The sequence below is a fragment of the Hymenobacter sp. BT730 genome (assembly GCF_030542105.1).
Lineage (GTDB): Bacteria > Bacteroidota > Bacteroidia > Cytophagales > Hymenobacteraceae > Hymenobacter.
Map to the genome: position 1 here is coordinate 18244 of NZ_JAUOFB010000005.1, position 18709 is coordinate 36952.

Here is an 18709-nt window from a genome sequence, read left to right on the forward strand (position 1 = left end):
TAGCGGTAGGCTAGCTCCACGTACGCAAAGCAGATTACTCCGGCCGGTTCAAAATCTGGGTTTGCTTACGGATGCTTTCAATGTGAATGAGCTTGTAGAGCTCCTCCACAAACTTCTCATTTACACCTACCCGGCCGGCCCATTCAGAGCGCGAGGCAAAAATTTCCTGCCAACGGTCCAGCTGCAGAATCTTCACGTTGTTTTCCTTTTTATAGGCAGCCAACTCCTCTACCAAGGACATGCGCCGGGCCAGGGCCTCAATGATTTCCCGGTCAGCTACGTCCATCTTATGGCGCAGTTCCTCCGCCTTATTGAGGTATTCAGCATTGTCAGAAGAGCGGTAACGGTACTTCAGCTCGGCCAGGATTTCGCCCAGGCGCTGGGGTGTTACCTGCTGCTCCGCATCGGAAAGGGCGTGGTCAGGATCAGGATGAGTTTCAATCATCAGCCCATCATAATCCAGGTCGAGAGCTTTTTGAGCAATAGGCAGCAGCAGGTCGCGGCGGCCCCCAATGTGGCTGGGGTCGCAGATAAGCGGAATGTGCGAAAAGCGGGTTTTCAGCTCAATAGGCAATGCCCAGGTAGGGGCATTGCGGTAGCGTGAGGGCGCAAATGTGCTGAAGCCGCGGTGAATGGCAGCCAGATCTGTAATACCGGCTCGCTCCAGCCGCTCCAGCGCCCCGGCCCATAGGGCCACATCGGGGTTCACGGGGTTTTTCACCATTACCGGTACACCCGTACCGGCCAGGGCATCGGCCAGCTCCTGCACGGCAAAGGGGTTTACTGTGGTACGGGCCCCAATCCAGAGCACATCCATACCATGGGCCAGGGCCTGCTCTACGTGGTGGGGCGTGGCTACTTCTATGGCTACGGGAATGCCTATTTCCTGCTGTACGCGCTGCAGCCACGGCAGGGCGGCCTTGCCCATGCCTTCAAAAGAGCCCGGCCGGGTGCGGGGCTTCCAGATACCAGCACGGAACAAATCAATATTGCCCAGCGCCTGCAGGCCGCGTGCCGTGGTCATTACCTGCTCTTCGGTTTCGGCGCTGCAGGGGCCGGCAATGAGTAAGGGTTGACCTTTGGCCGCCAGCCGGCGGGTAAAAAATGTATCGGTGAGGGGTGTCACTTCCATGGAGGGCAATTGAATACGGGCAGCCGGGTCTGTTTTGTTGGCCCAGGCATCTGTCGGGAAATAGTACCAGATGCTATACTAACTAACACAGCCAAAACGATGTTTACCGGCTATCTTCGTGGCGCGAATGTGCTATCAGTAGGCACCGCTCAAAACTACCACCTGCATGCCCCCCACCCAAGCTCTTCCCGTTTCTTTTGAAGATACCGCCATTGCCTTCGTTTCTAAATCGAATGCCGAGTTGCGGAAAATGTACGCCCTGTTTGCGGCCATGAACAACAATGGCCTGGTGAAATTAGGCGGTGGAATGATGAAAACAGCCTTGAAATGGCACATTCCCGGAACCAAGTTTCTGATTAAGCACAGCATTTTTGAGCAGTTCTGCGGTGGTGAGACGATTGAGGAGTGTTTGCCTGTGATTGAGGAATTAGGTCGCTACAATATTGGCACCATCCTCGACTACTCCGTGGAAGGTGAAGGCAGCGAGAAAAGCTTTGACCACACCCGGAACGAAATTTTGGGCACCATTGATATGGCCCACCGCTCGCGCCACATTCCATTTTCGGTATTTAAAGTAACCGGCGTGGCCGATGCTGCCCTGCTGGAAAAAATACAGGATAAAAAGCCGCTCACCCCAACCGAGCAAGCCAGCTACGACAGAGCCCACGCCCGCATTGATGCTATTTGTGCCCAGGCGCACCGCTATGGCGTTCGGGTGTTTATTGATGCCGAGGAAAGCTGGTTTCAGGAAACCATTGACCAGCTCTCTTATGAGATGATGGCCAAGTACAACAAAGAGTCGGCTATTGTATGGAATACCTACCAACTCTACCGTCATGACCGACTGGAAGCCATTCAGCAGGCCTGCACGGCAGCAGAGCAAGGCAATTATTTCCTGGGTGGCAAATTAGTGCGGGGTGCTTATATGGAGAAAGAAACCCGGGTAGCTGCTCAGCGCGGCAACCCTAACCCCATCAACTCCAGCAAAGCCGCCACCGACGAGCTGTATAACCAGGCCTTACGCTTCTGCGTGGAGCATGCTGACCGCATCAGCATTTGCGCCGGCACTCACAATGAGGACAGTTCTCTTCTGCTTACCCAGCTCATGCAGCAGCACAACCTGCAGCCCGGCGACCCCCGCATCTGGTTTGCCCAGTTGTATGGCATGAGCGACAACCTCAGCTATAACCTGGCTCATGCCGGCTATAACACAGCCAAGTACGTGCCATATGGCCCTGTGGAGGCTGTCATGCCCTATTTACTGCGCCGCGCTGATGAAAACACGGCCATTTCTGGCCAAAGCAGCCGCGAGTTTTTGCTGATTCAAAAAGAGTTGAATCGTCGGAAATCAGCCCGTTAAGATTGTATGGCTATTTATCAGCCATTTATTAGCAATTTGCCGCTGCCCTGGCACTTATGCCGGGCAGCGGTTTTTTTGTAATTTCCGCAGTCCTTACCACCTGCTTCCCTCCATGAACGGCCGAGTACGCAACCATTTAATTCGTTTTTCCCGCACCCAGATAGGCACCACTAGCTATATCAACTTAGTGCAGGAAGCTGAGTTGGGCCTGAACCTGGATATTTCGCACGAAAAATCCCGCCTGAACGAAATATTGGCGGAAATTTCTGAGCATGAGTATCGGGCGGGCCGCCCAATTTTAAGCTCCCTTATTAAAGTAAAAGGCTCCAAGGGCCAGGGCGACCAGTTCTTTAAGCTCTGCGAACGGCTGGGCTTAGGCGAATGGCGCACCCTGAAGCAGGACGAGGAGTTTCTTCCTAGACTCCGCCAGGAATGTCGCGACTTTTGGCAGAACGACGTGAATTACAAGCAGTTTGCTTGATTAATATAGCATAATTCAACTATTCACATTCTAATAGAATTTAGGCATTTTCCCTTCTAATCTGTAACCTCCCAGGAAGGTGGGCCGTTAAGCTACCAGAATCCCACAGTGAGATTCGCCGGTTTTTTCAACTGGCACTCTATGTTTTCTTGTACTCTTAACTCCCACATCCAATGAATACCAACGAATCAAACAATCCCTCGAATACTGGCACTGGCTCGGGCGCAAACTATGGTAGCGGCTCTGCCGGCTCCGGTTATGGCTCAACTGGCTCTACTTCGAGCGGCAATATGGGTAATTCCAGCACTGGTTCCGGTGCTTCAGGTGATGATTACAGTGCAACAGCCAAAGGCGCTGCCGCAGCAGGTACTGCCGGTGCTGTAGTAGGCCGCGGCGTTGATGCCGTACAAAATGCTGCTGACGAAGCAGCACATGCCGTAACCGGCCAGCCATACCAGAATACGTCTGGTCCCCGCATGCTGACTTCTACTTTCCGTGACCGTGACAGCGCTGAGCGTGCTTATAGCTCGCTGTCGTCGCGCGGTTATTCTAAAGATGATGTAAACCTGCTCATGTCGGACGAAACGCGTAAGCGTCACTTTGGTGACCACACGGCTGATACCGACCTGGGTGATAAGGCCATGGAAGGTGCTGGTGTAGGTTCGGCCATTGGTGGTACTGCTGGTGCTGTCATTGGTGCTATTGCTGCCATTGGTACTTCAATAGCTCTGCCAGGCTTGGGTCTGGTAATTGCTGGTCCAGTTGCTGCCGCGCTGGCAGGTGCTGGTGCAGGTGGCCTGACAGGCGGCCTGGTAGGTGCGCTGGTAGGCTCAGGTATTCCTGAGGATCGTGCTGCTGAGTACGAATCCGACATTAAGAATGGCGGTATCGTGATGGGCGTGAAGCCCCGCAGCGAAGAAGATGCTAAGTATTTCGAGTCGGAGTTCCGTCGTCACAACGGTGACCGTATCTATAGCTAAGCCCTTTTGGCCTTAGTTATTAAAAAGTCCCTCTCCGGTTTTGGAGAGGGACTTTTTCTTTTTGGAACTTCTTGAAAAAGGTGCAACCTTCTGCCCGTTGCTGGCACCTATGGTAAAGTACGGGGGCACTTATTTTACGCCGCTGCACGTTATAGCCCAACCAGACACCCCGGCAGGCTCGTAGAGTTAGGACCGGCTTTTGCATACGCTTTTGCGTATATTTGTTTACGACCATTTTAGCATCGGTTTCATGTCATCTCTGCGTTTAAAAGTAGGCTTGTATGCCTTTTTGGTGTCAGCCGTTTTCGTGCTGGCATCTTACAAACTGTATCACCGTACCACCAGTCGGGCGCCACAGAAGGATGAGGTATTGATAAAGGCCATGCTGCAGGGCCTGAGTGCAGCTCATTACCAGCCGGAGAAGATTGATGACGCCTTTTCCAAGCGCGTCTTCGATCTGTACCTGAAGCGCGTGGACTACAATAAGATGTTTCTGTTGCAGTCTGATGTGGCACAACTGCGCAAGTTCCAGGCATCAATTGATGACCAGGTGCGCGTAGGCAGCCATGAATTCCTGGACCTGACTACCCAGATTATGGATCAGCGGGTAAAGGATACACAGGCCCTCTACCGGGATATTCTCTCCAAACCTTTTGACTTTACAACCGAAGAATCAGTAGAAACTGATTCTGACAAATCGACTTTTGCGGCTGATAAGGCAGCTCAGCGCGAGCAATGGCGCAAATTCCTGAAATACGAAACCATGGTTCGTATTTCGGAAATGATGGACGCTCAGGCCAAAAAGGACCCCAAGGTAGCTTCTGCGGAGCCCAACCGTACGCCGGCTGAAATGGAAGCAGAAGCCCGCAAACGGGTACTGAAGAACTACGACGACAAGTTCAGCGACCTGCTGCAGAACGATGCCAATGACCGGTTAGCTCTGTATGCTAACACTATTGCCAATACCTACGACCCGCATACCGAATACTTTGCCCCCCGCGACAAAGAATCGTTCGATATTGCTATGACTGGCCGCTTTGAAGGCATTGGTGCTTCACTGGGCGAGAAAGAAGGGCAGATTAAAGTATCCGAAATCATCCCCGGCAGTGCTTCTTACCGCCAGGGCGAATTAAAGGCTGGTGATATTATTCTGCGCGTAGCTCAGGCAACAGAGGAGCCTGTATCAGTTGAAGGCTGGCGCTTGGATAAGGCTATTGCCCTGATTCGGGGTAAAAAAGGCACCGAGGTTCGCCTCACAGTGAAGAAGCCGGATGGCGCTATCAAAGTCATTCCGATTATCCGGGACGTGGTAGTAATTGAAGAAACCTTCGCGCAGTCGGCTACCATCAACGAAAACGGCAAGAAAATCGGTTACCTGCGCTTGCCTACGTTCTACGCCGACTTTAATGACAACGGCGGCCGTAGCAGCGCTGCTGACGTGCGTAAAGAGTTGGAGAAGCTGCAAAAGGAGCATGTAGAAGGCGTAGTGCTTGATTTGCGCTACAATGGCGGCGGCTCCCTGCAGGATGCTGTAGAAATGGCGGGCCTCTTCATCGATAGTGGCCCGGTAGTGCAGGTAAAAGGTGGCCAGGGTGCCGCTACGGTACTAAACGACCGTGACCCGCGCGTACAATACTCCGGTCCGCTGGTTATTATGGTGAATAAGTACAGCGCTTCAGCTTCTGAGATTCTGGCTGCTGCCATTCAGGACTACAAGCGGGGCATTATTATGGGTTCGGCCAGTACTTATGGCAAAGGCACTGTGCAGCGCATCTTTGATTTGGATGATGTACTGGGTGATTTCAGCAGCCTGAAGCCTTTTGGCTCCCTTAAGCTGACTACTCAGAAGTTTTACCGTATCAATGGCGGCTCTACCCAGTTTAAAGGCGTGGTGCCGGATATTGTACTGCCCGATGCCTACAGCTACCTGGACCAGGGTGAGAAAGAAGCTGATTATGCGCTGAAGTGGGACGAAATTGGTGCGGCCCGTTACCGTACCTGGAATTCGCCTACCTTACCTCTGGACAAAGTAAAAGTGAAAAGCCAGGCACGTGTGGCTACCAACCCATCGTTTAAAATGGTAAACGAAATGGTACAGCGCATGCGCAAGCGGAAAGATGAAACGGTTGTATCTCTGAAGCTGGCTGCTTTCCGCACCGAGCAGGAGAAGGCCAAAGTAGAGTCAAACCGCTACGAAGAGATTAAAAAGGCGGCCCCTACTCTGGCCATTGCGCCGCTGGCAGCTGATGTGCAGGCCTTGGGTGGCGACACCGTGAAGGTGAATCGTGCTTCGCGCTTCACTAAGAACCTGAAAAAGGACATTGACCTGACGGAAGCCGTGGCGGTTATCAAAGACCAGATCTAAGCCCGGTGGAATACTAAGCAAAGCCTCCTGTCTAAGTAAGACAGGAGGCTTTTTTATGCCCACATTTTACATGACAATATGCTTAGCAAATCGACTCCAAAAAAGCGCATGTATTTCACGGCTTAAAACAGTCAATAAACCCTCTTTAAAGCATATTAAAGGGCTGAAATAATAAGCTATTTTTTTTAGCAAATATGCAACTCATTTTAGAATCATGCTGTTTACTAATCATGACAACGACACTGGAAAACAACATCATTCCGCTCGTTACGGACGAGCAGAAACAAGCGGAGGAAACGTGGCGCAAATCCATTCCAGCCCAGGTTTTCCTTAACTACTTTTTTGCCATTAACTATCATATTCAGGAGTATGACGATACTGCTGGTGGCGTACAGCACCTGCCCTATTTCCGGGCGCATCAGGCGGAACTGACGGAAGAAGATATTCTGGCCGTTACGAAACTGCTGCATGCTTCCTGGAGCACGGAATATGCCCTGCGTGCCACGGCTGAGCTAGGTGATGAAGATTACCTGCGCAATGCCCTGCACTGGACGTTCCCGCAGGCGTATCATGCCATTCTTTCCGGCCTGCAGGCTTTCCTGTATACGGCGGGGGTGCGTAGCAACAATCCGTCCCTGATTCGGCGGGAAGTGGGCCGTCTGGTTGTGCGGAATGCATATCCACGCCCGGTTTCCTTCTATGCAGCAGGCGCTTATGGCGACTTCAGTATTCATCGGCTGCCACTGGCAGGCTATAAGCCAGGGCTGCACATTGCGGGCAAGGAAATAGAGGCTCAGGCTCAGATTGGGCAATTCCTACGCACTACTCGCAAGATCAAAGCCCAGGCTACCCGCCTACAGGTGCAGGCTAACCCCAACACGGCTATTCGTAGTCAGAAAACAGGCAAGGTGCTGGATAAATGGACGGCTTCGCACTGGCAGCAGATTACCTGGCGCCTGGGCTACACTACTATCTTCGACCTGCTGGGCCGCCTGCGCATTTCGCAGACCAGCCGGGAGATTGAGCGATTCGTGGAGGCTGACATTGACTTTAAGCTGTTCCATCAGTCGCTGCTTAATATTGTGAGCTACCTCAATGGTATTCATGAGAGCTACGTAGCCAAAGCCATGGGCCTGGAGCGTTATGAGCAGTTGGTAGCCGAGCTGCCGAAGCACTTGCAGCACAGCTTTGTGCAGGAGCGCTTACGCAAGCAGGTGGTACCAGCCATTACGGGCATCAGCCCAACCACTCATATGGAAATGGCTGCCTAAGCTTCGCCTCTTTTAAACACTACTCCATATATCGTAAGCGTCGCTCCTTTGGGGCGACGTTTTTTGTTTTTATGGCCGTTACGGGCTGGCAGGTCGAAGCAGCAGCGGCTAATTCTGTTTCGACAGCCGGGATTCGGAATATGCGGCTTATTTTTGCAGCTTGATTTTTCGGGGCCCGTGTGGGCCTTATGTTTAAGCCTCCTCCCCCATGCAGCACCTCAGCGAACAGGAGCAACTGCGCCGCCATAAGCTGGACGAACTCCACAAGCTCGGTATTGAGCCTTATCCTTCGGAGTTGTTCGATGTGAATTTCTATGCTCAGGAAATCCACGACAACTACCATCCCGAGCTCAACAACTTTCAGGATGTAAGCCTGGCCGGCCGCGTGATGTCGGTACGCGTGATGGGTAAAGCCTCTTTTGCCGAACTGATGGACACCACCGGTCGCATACAGCTGTATGTGAACCGCGACGAAATCTGCCCCGGCGAAAACAAGGACCTATACAATATCGTTTTCAAGAAGCTCATTGATCTGGGCGACTTTGTAGGGGTGAAAGGCCATGTGTTTAAAACGCAGGTGGGCGAAACCTCCATCCACGTAACGGGCCTTACCCTGCTGAGCAAGAGCCTGCGCCCCCTGCCAGTGGTGAAGGAAGCCGTAGATGAGCAAGGCAACAAAGTAACCTACGATGCCTTCACCGACTCCGAGCAGCGCTACCGCCAGCGGTACGTGGACCTGGTGGTGAACCCGAAAGTGCGCGAGACCTTCATCAAGCGGACGCAACTGGTGCAAGCCATGCGCAACTACCTCAACGACAAAGGTTACCTGGAGGTGGAAACCCCCATTCTGCAGCCCTTGTACGGTGGTGCCGCTGCTCGCCCCTTCAAGACGCACCACAACACGCTGGACATGACGTTGTATCTGCGCATTGCCAACGAGCTGTACCTGAAGCGCCTGATTGTGGGTGGCTTTGATGGGGTGTACGAATTCTCCAAGGACTTCCGCAACGAGGGCATGAGCCGGTTCCACAACCCGGAGTTCACCCAGATGGAGTTGTACGTAGCCTACAAAGACTACTACTGGATGATGGATCTGGTGGAAGAAATGGTAGAGCGCGTAGCCATGGCGCTGCACGGCAAAACCGAAGTGCAGGTAGGCGAGAACCTCATCAACTTCCAGCGCCCCTGGAAGCGCTACACCATGGCCGAATCCATCCAGCACTTTACCGGTGTGGATATTTCGGAAATGGATGAGGAGGCGTTGCGCGCGGCAGCCAAGCAGCTGCATGTGCCGCTGGAGCCCAGCATGGGCAAAGCTAAAATCATTGACGAAATCTTTGGGGAGCATGTGGAGCCGAAGCTGATTCAGCCCACGTTCATTACCGACTATCCGGTGGAAATGTCGCCGCTGGCCAAGAAGCACCGTAGCAAGCCGGGCTTGGTGGAGCGTTTCGAGGCAATCTGCAATGGCAAGGAAATCTGCAATGCCTTCTCTGAGCTGAACGACCCCATTGACCAGCGCGCCCGCTTTGAGGAGCAGCTGGAGCTGGGCAAGCGCGGCGACACGGAGGCCATGGTGCTGGATGAAGACTTCCTGCGGGCTCTGGAGTACGGCATGCCGCCGACGGCCGGCCTGGGTATTGGCATTGACCGCCTGAGCATGATCATGACCAACTCCAACTCTATTCAGGATGTGCTGTTCTTCCCGCAGATGAAGCCGGAATACACTAAGTCAGAAAACGCGCCTAAACCGGAAGCCAAAGCATAAATGCTTTAGGGCTTGAAAACCGAAAAGCCTCCTGCGTAAATCGCAGGAGGCTTTTCTTTTATAAGCAACTTACTATGATAACCAGAGCTTTACCAAAAGAAATGTGCGATGGGCAAGTACGATTTTACTGAGAGGCTGTTAAACCAGATCCTAACAGAAGCTCCACTGCCGGCAATTTTACTTTTCGTAAACGAACTCCGTACCTCAAATAAGTCGGTTATGTTCTCTTTAACGAGGCCCTGATAAAAGGGTTGCAGTAGCCACATTTTTTTCTTGTCAAATGCGCCCCCTCTTAAAATCGAAAAGCCTCTCACATAAAATGCGTGAGAGGCTTTCCTTAACAAAGAGCTTACCCTTCCAATTGGGTCGAGGCGAAGAAACTTGCGGTGAACTGGTCAGATTTTACTATTAAAACAAACAAACCACGTTTTAACAGAAGGTCAACCGTCGGCAATTTTACTTCGTTTGATTCTCCAATTTTCTTTTAAGCTATTGTAGTCATTTAAACGTCCTCACCCTCAAAAGGTTACCAGCAATTATTACTTTTTTTGACGGAGCTGAAGGTAGCTACCCTCCTAAACGAGTGTCGCCGCTCATTTCGTCGGTGTCACTATCGGCAGCAGGCTTATTGGTGGCGTTACCGGTTTCGGTGCCCGATGCCATGGACTGCAGTAGATCATCAGCCGCGGAGCGGGCCTGGTTATGCTCACCCGTGACACCGCCGGTTTTCAGGTCGTTGAGGCGGCTAATACCTTCCTGAAGCAGCTTGCTGAGGTCTTCGGAAAAGCGGCCTGCCGATTTCCGCAGGGCGGTGCGGGTTTCCTCGCCGGTTTCGGGGGCCAGAAGCAGCCCGGTTACAATACCGGCCGTTGCACCGGCCAACAATGAGAGAATGACTTTACCGCTGTCGTTTTTCATAGCGTGTAGAAAGCTTAAAGGAAGTACAAGGAAAGAACATTTACCGTAGAGGTTACCCTCTGGAAAGTAACGCGGCTGGCCAGAAAGAGTTGACAAAAAAGAGCCTTTCCCACTGAGGAGAAAGGCTCTTTATACCAAAATGCTGTAGCGTTAACTACGACCTACAGGTCGTTGAGCATTTTGGTGATTTCGCGCTTGCCTTTGCCCAGCTTCTGCTGCAGGCGGCCTACCAAGTCTTCTTCCTGGCCTTCTACATAGTTCAGGTCATCATCGGTGAGCTGAGCGTACTGCTGACGCAGCTTGCCTTTGCTCTCGTTCCAGTCGCCTTTCATTTTCAGGCTGCTGCCAACACCGGTTACGCCCATATCTTCGAGCTTCTCCATGTAGCCTTTGAATTTGGAATCAAGCTCCTCTCCGTACTTGGAGAGCTGCTCGCCAAACTGGCCGCTGTATTTAGTGGCTACCGTACCCAGCTTTTCGCGGGTGGCTTTGCCTTTATCAGGAGCCATCAGCATACCGGCAATAATACCGGCGCCGGCACCGGCAAGAACAGCGAGGAGGATTTTACCTGAGTTGTCTTCTTCGTGATATGACATGATTAGGGAGGGAGAAAGTGTGAATGGTTAATGTTAGGGTTGATGCCTGACCGATAAGCAGCCAAATACTTAGACTTTTCTTCTAAGTAAAAAACATCAATGCCTGCCTATACGCAGGGTAAGGGCTTGGGTTTTATGGAGCCCGCAAAAAAATAGCGAAGAGCAAATATTCCAGAATCTCCGGGCCATTCCCATACTTGCTCCGTATTTTGGCGCCAGCACTTTGCTTTTGTGTTCTATGAAACTACTCCTGGCTTTGCCGCTGCTACTGGCCTTCAGCTGCCACCGCACCGCTGCCCCTACTGCCGAAACCAAGCCCTGCATTGACCCCAGCAAAATTCGCAAGGATATGATGTGCACCATGCAGTATGACCCGGTATGTGGCTGCGACGGTAAAACGTATGGCAATGCCTGCCAGGCGGGTAATGCCGGCGTCACGAGCTTTACCAAGGGGGAATGCCCCGGCACTACCACCAACTAATTTTCCATTCTATGCTACACAAGCGCTACTTCCGCCAGCAGAACCCCTTCCGGGTCCCCACCACCGATGGCAAACTCATTGAGGAGCACATTGGCTGGGCCAGTACCCAAACCAGAGAATACAGTGTGGCCCACATGGTGGCCCCACCCCATTGGAGCGAACCGCACCAGAACCCGGAGTTTGATGAGGTAACGATTGTGATTCGGGGTCGCAAGCAGTTTGAGGTAGATGGCGACCTGATTGAACTGGGCGCCGGCGAATCCTTGCTCATTAAAGCCGGGGCCCGCGTGCGCTATTCCAATCCATTTGATGAAGAAGTAGAATACTGGTCTATCTGTGTGCCCGCTTTCACAATGGACTCGGTAAACCGCGAAGAAGATTAGCGCTGCTAGCCTCTATTCCCACTTCCTCCTTTTGCTTCGCATATTATGGATCAGCGCATTATTACTCTCTTTGATGAGTACACCCACGCTCCGCTCACCCGCAAGGAGTTTCTGGAGCGTTTGGTAAAGCTGGCAGGCGGCACGGCACTGGCGGCCGCCGCTTTAGCTGTGCTGGAGCCCGGCTATGCGCAGGCGGCTACCCTGGAAACGGAAAAAAGTAAGCTCCTAGCGGAAGAAGTAACCTGGCCAGGTGATGCCGGCGTTACAATGAAAGGCTACCTTGTACAGCCGAAAAAGAAGAAAAAGCGTGGGGCCGTAGTAGTGATTCACGAAAACCGTGGCCTTACCCCGCATATTAAGGATGTAACGCGGCGTGTGGCGCAGGCCGGTTATCTGGCCCTGGGGGTAGATGCCTTGTCAGTGTTTGGCGGCACTCCTACTAATGAGGACGAAGGCCGCACGCTGATTGGCAAGCTGGACAAGCAGCAGAATTTGAATAACTACCTGGCTGCCCTGCGCTATCTGCGGAGTCGTCCGGAAAGCAACGGCCGTACCGGCTGCGTGGGCTTTTGCTGGGGTGGTGCTATGGCCAACCAGTTGGCTCTTCATGACCCTCAGCTTAACGCGGCTGTAACCTATTACGGCACCCAACCGGAGCCTACCGCCGACCTCACCCAAATAAAGGCCACGCTTATGCTCCATTATGCTGGCCTAGACGAGCGGGTAAATGCCGGCATGCCCGCCTATGAAGCCGCGCTAAAAGCCGCTGGCGTATCATTTGAGCAGTATATTTACCCGGGTGTCAACCATGCCTTTAACAACGACTCTTCGCCGGCCCGCTACAACGCCGAAGCGGCTAAAATGGCCTGGGAAAGGACCCTCCGTTTGTTTAAGGAGAAATTAAGCTAATCCTACTTCCAGTTATTGATGAATTTATCTACCCGTTTCAGCACCATCTTAGTTACCGCTTTTTGCTGCGGGGTGCTCTTAGGAACTAGCGCGGAAGCTTCTGCGAAACCTACTGGTCACTCACTAAGAAAGCAGGAGCCCGAAATCAACAAGCATAGAGACACCACGGGGGAATATCTGGAAATAAAATCACTCACTATTAATGGGAAACAACCCTTTCTGGGGAAAACGGCCGCGCTATTTAAGGTACTGGGCCTCATGAACCGGCTGGTAGAGCCTGATAAGAATGATGTATGCAATTCCTATTACGATAAGCCTTTCCGATACGCCTACTTTAATAATTCTCTGGTAGAAGTATACCGCGACACCGCTGCCATACGGTCACTTGATTTGCGCCAGTATCCAAAGCTGGAGTTGCGCACGGCTACCTTCCGGCTCTCTCACAAAACCACCTTAGCGGACCTTGCTATGGTATTCCCTGAGTCCGTAAAAGCACAGTCTACCACCAATATGGCCGGCATGGGAAACATAACCACAGTAAGCATTGCCACTAAGGCCCAAGCTACTGAGGATGCCTGGCTGCTCTTTTTTGAGAATGGCCGATTAATCCGAATAGATTACTGGATGCCCTGTTAAATAAAGCCTACGATGATAGCCTAAGCCCAGCTGTCGTACTAAATGCCCAGGCATTTAGTACGACAGCTGGGCTTTTATACCTCCCTAGTATATCCTTCTAGGCTATGGAGCCAATGTTGCTTCTTATGCTATTTTCTACAACGGCCGGAAGGCTAATATGGCTCATTAGAACCTCAACGAACCATGAGTTAAAGCAGAGTACATCCTGCCTTCTGCCGGGCAATTTTCTCTGATGCCCTACTCAAAGGGAGCAATAGATGAGCAAAACCAGCAGAAAGTTGCAAGGGTAGAAAAATATTTTTCTACTTAAGGCGACCTATATCCTCTCCAAAGCATCCTACATAGAGGTTCGTGCTAGTTTTACTGGTAAACCTGTACATATCAAATGGTTAAAAGAATAATTAGATAGCAAGCTGTCAAAACAGAGAGTTTATACCAATCTTTGATAGATACTAAATATTAAAATAATATAATTAATACTCCAATAGAGACACTGTAATAATTTATAACAATTAGCGTGAAATCAGTGAATACTTTCAACTGAACTGAGCCATTATTGCCATTATATCAATTGAGGTGTATAATTGTAATCCTCTGACGGAAATCAGAGCGCCACCTCACTCCTATTAAAACCTTTTAATTTCACATCTCTCTATTATGAGAAAACTCTTACTCATGAGTTTCCTGTTCATAGTGGGCATCCTGCATGCAGCCGTTGCGCAGGACCGCACCATTTCCGGACGGGTAACTGACGCAAGCACCAATGATGGCTTGCCCGGTGTTACGGTTCTTTTGAAGGGCACTTCCGTTGGGGTATCCTCCAGCAGTGATGGTAGCTACTCGTTATCCGTGCCCGCTACAGGCGGCACTTTGTCCTTTTCATTTATTGGTTACACCGCTACTGAGCGGGTTGTAACGGGTGAAAGCCGTATCGATGTAGCTCTGGCACAGGATAACCGCCAGCTTAGCGAGGTTATCGTAACTGGTTTCGGCATTGCTCAAGAGCGTAAAGAACTTACAGGGTCTATTGCTACTGTGAAGGCCCGTGATTTTGAAAACCAGCCTATTGTAGGTGTAGACCAGGCCCTGCAGGGCCGGGCCGCCGGTGTGCAGGTGACCCAGAACTCGGGTACGCCCGGTTCGGGTATTGCCGTGCGCGTCCGTGGTAGCGCCTCTATTGGCGCCGGCAACGAGCCACTGTATGTTATTGATGGCTTGCCAATTAACACGGGCAGTTACAGCAATATTGGTGTGGGGAACCAGCAAACCAACGCCCTGTCTGATCTGAACCCCAACGACATTGAGTCAATGGAGATTCTGAAAGACGCGGCGGCGGCGGCTATTTACGGCTCACGTGGCTCAAACGGTGTGGTATTAATTACCACCAAGCGCGGTCGGGCAGGTCGTACTAAGGTGTCGCTGGATTACTACCGCGGTGCCCAAACAGCTTGGAAAAAGCCGCACGCTCTCACAGGCCAGCAGCAAACGGAACTGTTCCTGGAAATGGCCCAGAACCGCTACCCAGTGAATGCCGCAGGCAATATTTCGGCTTTCGGTGTAAACTGGCGCAGCTATGCTGACCTGACGGGTTATCTGTTCAGCGACGCTGATCTGAATGTAGATGATAATGGAAAGTACATCATCGAAGACAACGGTGACGGCATTCGGGACCTGGCGCAATTCCAAGACCCAAGCAAGGCCCCTAACACCAACTGGGCTGACGAGATTCTGCGTACGGCGCCTATCACTAACCACGAGTTGAGCATCAGCGGTGGCACGGAGAAGTCCAGCTACCGTGTGAGCGGCAGCTACTTCGATCAGCAAGGTATTATCCTGGGCTCGGGCTTCAACCGCGCCAGCGGCCGGGTTGTACTCGACAACAAGCTGTCGGACCACATCCGGATGGGTGTAAATCTGGGCCTGAACCGCTCGGTAAACACCCGTATCCAGAACGATAACAACATTTACGGAGTACTGAGCACGGCCATTCTGGTAGCCAGCGATATTCCGAAGTACAAAGCAGACGGTACCTATGCCAAAGATCCGGCATCGTCTACTGAAAACCCTATTGCTGCTGCCCGTGAGCCGTATAATAAAGGCATTAGCTCCCGTCTCATTGGCACGCAGTACACGGAGTTCGAGTTCATCAAGAACCTAAAATACCGTGCTACCTTCGGCCTGGACTATATTCAGTTCAAGGACGAAACCTTCGATCCAACTACGACCAACTCTGGACAGGGTACAAATGGCGCTGCTGCTATGTCCATTGGCACGGATGCCAACTTCAACCACATTAGCTCCCTGCTTTACAACAAAACGTTTGGTGACCATTCGCTGAGCGGTCAGTTGGTACTGGATTACCAGCAGAGTACATATAACTCACTAATTGCGGAAGGTACGGGCTTCCCCGGTAACACGGTTCGTCAGTTGTCGGCTGCGGCTTTGAAAACCGAAGCATTTTCAAGTGAAACTCAGAACCGCCTGTTTGGTACACTGGCCCGTGTAAACTACAACTTCAAAGACAAGTACCTGTTTGGTGCTACTCTGCGTCGTGATGGTTCTTCGCGCTTTGGCCGCAACAACCGCTACGGCTACTTCCCGGCCGCCTCGGTGGGCTGGCGCATTTCGGAAGAAGCCTTCCTGCAGGATAATGCTATTGTTTCTGACATTAAGCTGCGTGCCAGCTATGGCGAAACGGGTAACCAGGCAATTGCCAACTTCGCTTCACGCGGTCTGATCAATACAGGCGCCAACTTTGATCAGGTAGGTGGCTTGGCCATTGGTCAGCTGGAAAACCCCAACCTGAAATGGGAGCGGACAATTACCGCGAATATTGGTGCCGATATCGGCCTCCTGGACAACCGCCTGTACCTTGCCATAGACGCGTACAACCGGGATACCCGCGACCTTCTGCTCGCCCGCCAGGTAGTAGGCAGCTCCGGCTACCTGTCTTACCAAGAGAATATTGGCAACATGAACAACCGCGGGGTAGAATTGGCCTTAAATACGGTGAACGTACGTGCTGAAGGTGATGGTGGCTTCAACTGGGAAACTAACTTCAACATTGCCTTCAACCGCAACGAAGTAACCAAGCTGGTTGATGGAGATAAAGGCACTCCGGTAGGCTTTGCAAGCTGGCTGGAAGTAGGGCAACCCATTGGGGCTTTCCGTGGCTATCGTACTGATGGTCTATTCCAGGCGCAGGAAGAAATTAACGCGTTGGACGCTATTGCGCAGCAAAAAACCGGTATTGCTACAGCTCGTTACCAGTCTTCGCTCACGCGCCCCGGCGACGTGAAGTTCCGTGACTTGAATGGTGACGGCCGTATTACCGGCGCCGACCAGGAAATTATGGGTAATGCTCAGCCGAAGTTTTTCGGTGGCCTTACTAACACCGTACGTTTCAAAGGCTTCGACCTAAGCGCCTTTATCCAGTACAGCTACGGCAACAAGATTTACAATAACAACATCTCGTTTGCCCAAGGCATGAACAGTGTGTTCGGCCAGGATGCTGCTGTACTGAACCGCTGGACGCCTACCAACACGAACACGGATATCCCCCGTGCTGTTTACGGCGACCCCAACAGCAACCGTCGTGTATCGGACCGCTTCATTGAGGATGGCTCTTATGCCCGTCTCAAGAACCTGACGCTGGGTTACTCGCTGCCCAAAACTCTCTCGCAGCGGGCCCACCTCAGCACCGTGCGCGTGTATGTACAGGGCCAGAACCTGTTCACGGCTACCGACTACTCAGGACTTGATCCGGAAGTAAACACCTTTAGCGGCTCGAACACCGCGCTGGGCACCGACTTCCTCACCTTCCCGCAGGCCCGCACCATCACCGGTGGTATCAGCCTGGGCTTCTAAATCAGCTTAAATCCGACATTTCATAATGGTACATATTCGTTCATTTAGCCGGCGCCTGCTTCCCGCAGCGCTAGCCCTCACCTTGGGTTTCGGCATTACTTCCTGCGAGAAAATCCTGGATGTAGAACCCAAGGCCAGCCTCGACTCTTCCACTGGCCTTAAAACTCCTGCCGATCTGATGGCCGGCCTTCGGGGCGCTTACGATGCTGTGCAGAGTGTAAACTACTATGGCTTACGCTACCAGCTGTTTGCAGATCTGGCAGCTGATAACGCCCGCCACACTGGTACGTTCCCCAGCTTTGGTGATATTGCCAAAGGCGGTATTCTGCCTGATAATACCGAGGTAACGGCCATGTGGAACACCATTTACATGGCTATCAACCGGGTAAACTATGTGATTCAGGAGGCTGAAAAGCTGAATGATCCGAGCTTTGATAAGAACGGTGCCATTGCGGAAGCCCGCGCCCTGCGTGCTTTCCACTACATGAACTTGCTGGCTTACTGGGGTGGTTCAGCCCAAGGTTATGGCTACCCTGATGGTTTAGGTGTGCCCTTGCGCCTGACGCCAACTACTTCTATTACCGGGGAAGAAATTAAGCCTAAAGCCCGCAACACAGAAGCAGAGGTTGTTGAGGCGATTCGTGCTGATCTGGATTTTGCGGAGCAGAACCTGACTAGCAGTTCGGTTGGCGCTGGTGGCCTCAACCTGGGAGGTGTACTGGCTCTTAGAGCTCGTTTAGAACTCCGTTTGCGCAACTATGCGGCGGCATCGGCTTATGCTGAAAAAGTAGACACGGAGTGGGGCATTTCTATTAATGCAGACTATGGCACTCTATTCTCACAAAAGAATTCGTCAGAATCTATCTGGGAATTGCCTTTTGACGCAGTTGATGCTAACCAGCTGGCCTTCTTCTGGTTTCCGGCTGCTTACGGTGGACGTAATGAGGTTGACCCTGCTACAGGCTTAGGGCCAGCCCACGAGGCCGGTGACCTGCGGCGTAGCGTGAATGTATCTACCTCTCCGAGCGGCACTACGCGGAAGTATTCCCGAATTGCTACTAGTGATGACAATGTGATTCTGGTTCGCGGTGGTGAAGTAGTACTTACCTGGGCCGAAGCTTTGGCTCAACAGGGCCAATTGGAACAAGCTGCTGAGTTGGTAAATATCATCCGTGCCCGTGCTGGCCTTGCTGCCCTTGCTGCTGATGTAACTGCAGACCAGGCAAAGCTGGTAACGGCTATTTTGAAAGAGCGCCGCGTTGAGCTTGCCAATGAAGGCTTCCGGTGGTTTGATCTGCGTCGCACCGGCTTGGTACTGGCTACCCTGCCTGCCATCACGCAGGATTTCCGCACCCTGTGGCCTATTCCACAGCGCGAAATACTGATCAGTAATGGTATAATAACTCAGAACCCTGGTTACTAGAATATAGTAGTTGATTTGAAAAGCCTCCTCCATCTCGGGGAGGCTTTTTTTGTGCCCTTAGCAACTGGGTTGATGTTGCTCCCAAGCTCAACTAGTTAATCATATTCTTTAACCAGGCAAGTCGCGCTTCTTCATCAAA

General features: G+C 52.0%; 15 protein-coding genes. 12 read left to right on the forward strand and 3 right to left on the reverse strand.

Annotated features, from left to right (window positions below):
* Nucleotides 1-34: 34 nt before the first annotated feature.
* Nucleotides 35-1132: a chorismate mutase gene (locus Q4G72_RS13845; protein ID WP_303312024.1), complete on the reverse strand. Its 1098-nt coding sequence runs from the start codon at nucleotides 1130-1132 to the stop codon at nucleotides 35-37.
* A gap of 166 nt (nucleotides 1133-1298) precedes the next feature.
* On the opposite strand from Q4G72_RS13845, the gene Q4G72_RS13850 reads away from it, so the two are divergent.
* The 6 genes from Q4G72_RS13850 to lysS all read left to right on the forward strand — a co-directional run bounded on the left by Q4G72_RS13850 (nucleotide 1299) and on the right by lysS (nucleotide 9357).
* Complete coding sequence (locus Q4G72_RS13850; protein ID WP_303312025.1) at nucleotides 1299-2492, forward strand: proline dehydrogenase family protein; 1194 nt, start codon at nucleotides 1299-1301, stop codon at nucleotides 2490-2492.
* A 112-nt stretch (nucleotides 2493-2604) separates the two neighbouring features.
* Nucleotides 2605-2973: a hypothetical protein gene (locus tag Q4G72_RS13855; RefSeq protein ID WP_303312026.1), complete on the forward strand. Its 369-nt coding sequence runs from the start codon at nucleotides 2605-2607 to the stop codon at nucleotides 2971-2973.
* Nucleotides 2974-3146: 173 nt separating this feature from the next.
* Nucleotides 3147-3953 carry a hypothetical protein gene (locus Q4G72_RS17950; protein ID WP_502213683.1) on the forward strand — a complete coding sequence of 269 codons (807 nt, stop codon included), beginning with the start codon at nucleotides 3147-3149 and terminating at the stop codon, nucleotides 3951-3953.
* Between the two features lie 250 nt (nucleotides 3954-4203).
* A complete protein-coding gene (locus tag Q4G72_RS13865; RefSeq protein ID WP_303312027.1) occupies nucleotides 4204-6318 on the forward strand; it encodes a carboxy terminal-processing peptidase in 2115 nt (704 codons plus the stop codon).
* A 230-nt stretch (nucleotides 6319-6548) separates the two neighbouring features.
* A complete protein-coding gene (locus Q4G72_RS13870) occupies nucleotides 6549-7589 on the forward strand; it encodes a hypothetical protein (protein ID WP_303312028.1) in 1041 nt (346 codons plus the stop codon).
* A gap of 208 nt (nucleotides 7590-7797) precedes the next feature.
* A complete protein-coding gene (gene lysS / locus Q4G72_RS13875) occupies nucleotides 7798-9357 on the forward strand; it encodes a lysine--tRNA ligase (protein WP_303312029.1) in 1560 nt (519 codons plus the stop codon).
* 567 nt (nucleotides 9358-9924) lie between these two features.
* Here the strand turns inward: lysS and Q4G72_RS13880 are convergent.
* Both Q4G72_RS13880 and Q4G72_RS17910 read right to left on the reverse strand, forming a co-directional pair.
* Nucleotides 9925-10275, reverse strand: coding sequence for a YtxH domain-containing protein (locus Q4G72_RS13880; RefSeq protein ID WP_303312030.1), 351 nt, complete (start codon nucleotides 10273-10275; stop codon nucleotides 9925-9927).
* A gap of 161 nt (nucleotides 10276-10436) precedes the next feature.
* Nucleotides 10437-10871, reverse strand: a complete 435-nt coding sequence (locus Q4G72_RS17910) for a YtxH domain-containing protein (protein ID WP_368409004.1) — start codon at nucleotides 10869-10871, stop codon at nucleotides 10437-10439.
* Nucleotides 10872-11109: 238 nt separating this feature from the next.
* Between Q4G72_RS17910 and Q4G72_RS13895 the strand changes: the two genes are divergently transcribed.
* The 6 genes from Q4G72_RS13895 to Q4G72_RS13920 all read left to right on the forward strand — a co-directional run bounded on the left by Q4G72_RS13895 (nucleotide 11110) and on the right by Q4G72_RS13920 (nucleotide 18570).
* A complete protein-coding gene (locus Q4G72_RS13895) occupies nucleotides 11110-11352 on the forward strand; it encodes a Kazal-type serine protease inhibitor family protein (protein WP_303312031.1) in 243 nt (80 codons plus the stop codon).
* A gap of 11 nt (nucleotides 11353-11363) precedes the next feature.
* The gene (locus tag Q4G72_RS13900) at nucleotides 11364-11735 is read left to right on the forward strand and encodes a cupin domain-containing protein (protein ID WP_303312032.1); all 372 of its coding nucleotides are present in this window, start codon (nucleotides 11364-11366) and stop codon (nucleotides 11733-11735) included.
* Between the two features lie 45 nt (nucleotides 11736-11780).
* Nucleotides 11781-12644, forward strand: a complete 864-nt coding sequence (locus tag Q4G72_RS13905) for a dienelactone hydrolase family protein (RefSeq protein ID WP_303312033.1) — start codon at nucleotides 11781-11783, stop codon at nucleotides 12642-12644.
* Between the two features lie 18 nt (nucleotides 12645-12662).
* Nucleotides 12663-13280 (forward strand): hypothetical protein, encoded by a 618-nt coding sequence (locus tag Q4G72_RS13910; protein WP_303312034.1) that lies wholly within the window; start codon nucleotides 12663-12665, stop codon nucleotides 13278-13280.
* Between the two features lie 657 nt (nucleotides 13281-13937).
* Nucleotides 13938-17147, forward strand: coding sequence for a SusC/RagA family TonB-linked outer membrane protein (locus tag Q4G72_RS13915; protein ID WP_303312035.1), 3210 nt, complete (start codon nucleotides 13938-13940; stop codon nucleotides 17145-17147).
* Between the two features lie 25 nt (nucleotides 17148-17172).
* On the forward strand, nucleotides 17173-18570 hold the full coding sequence (locus Q4G72_RS13920) for a RagB/SusD family nutrient uptake outer membrane protein (RefSeq protein ID WP_303312036.1): 1398 nt from the start codon (nucleotides 17173-17175) through the stop codon (nucleotides 18568-18570).
* Nucleotides 18571-18709 lie beyond the last annotated feature (139 nt).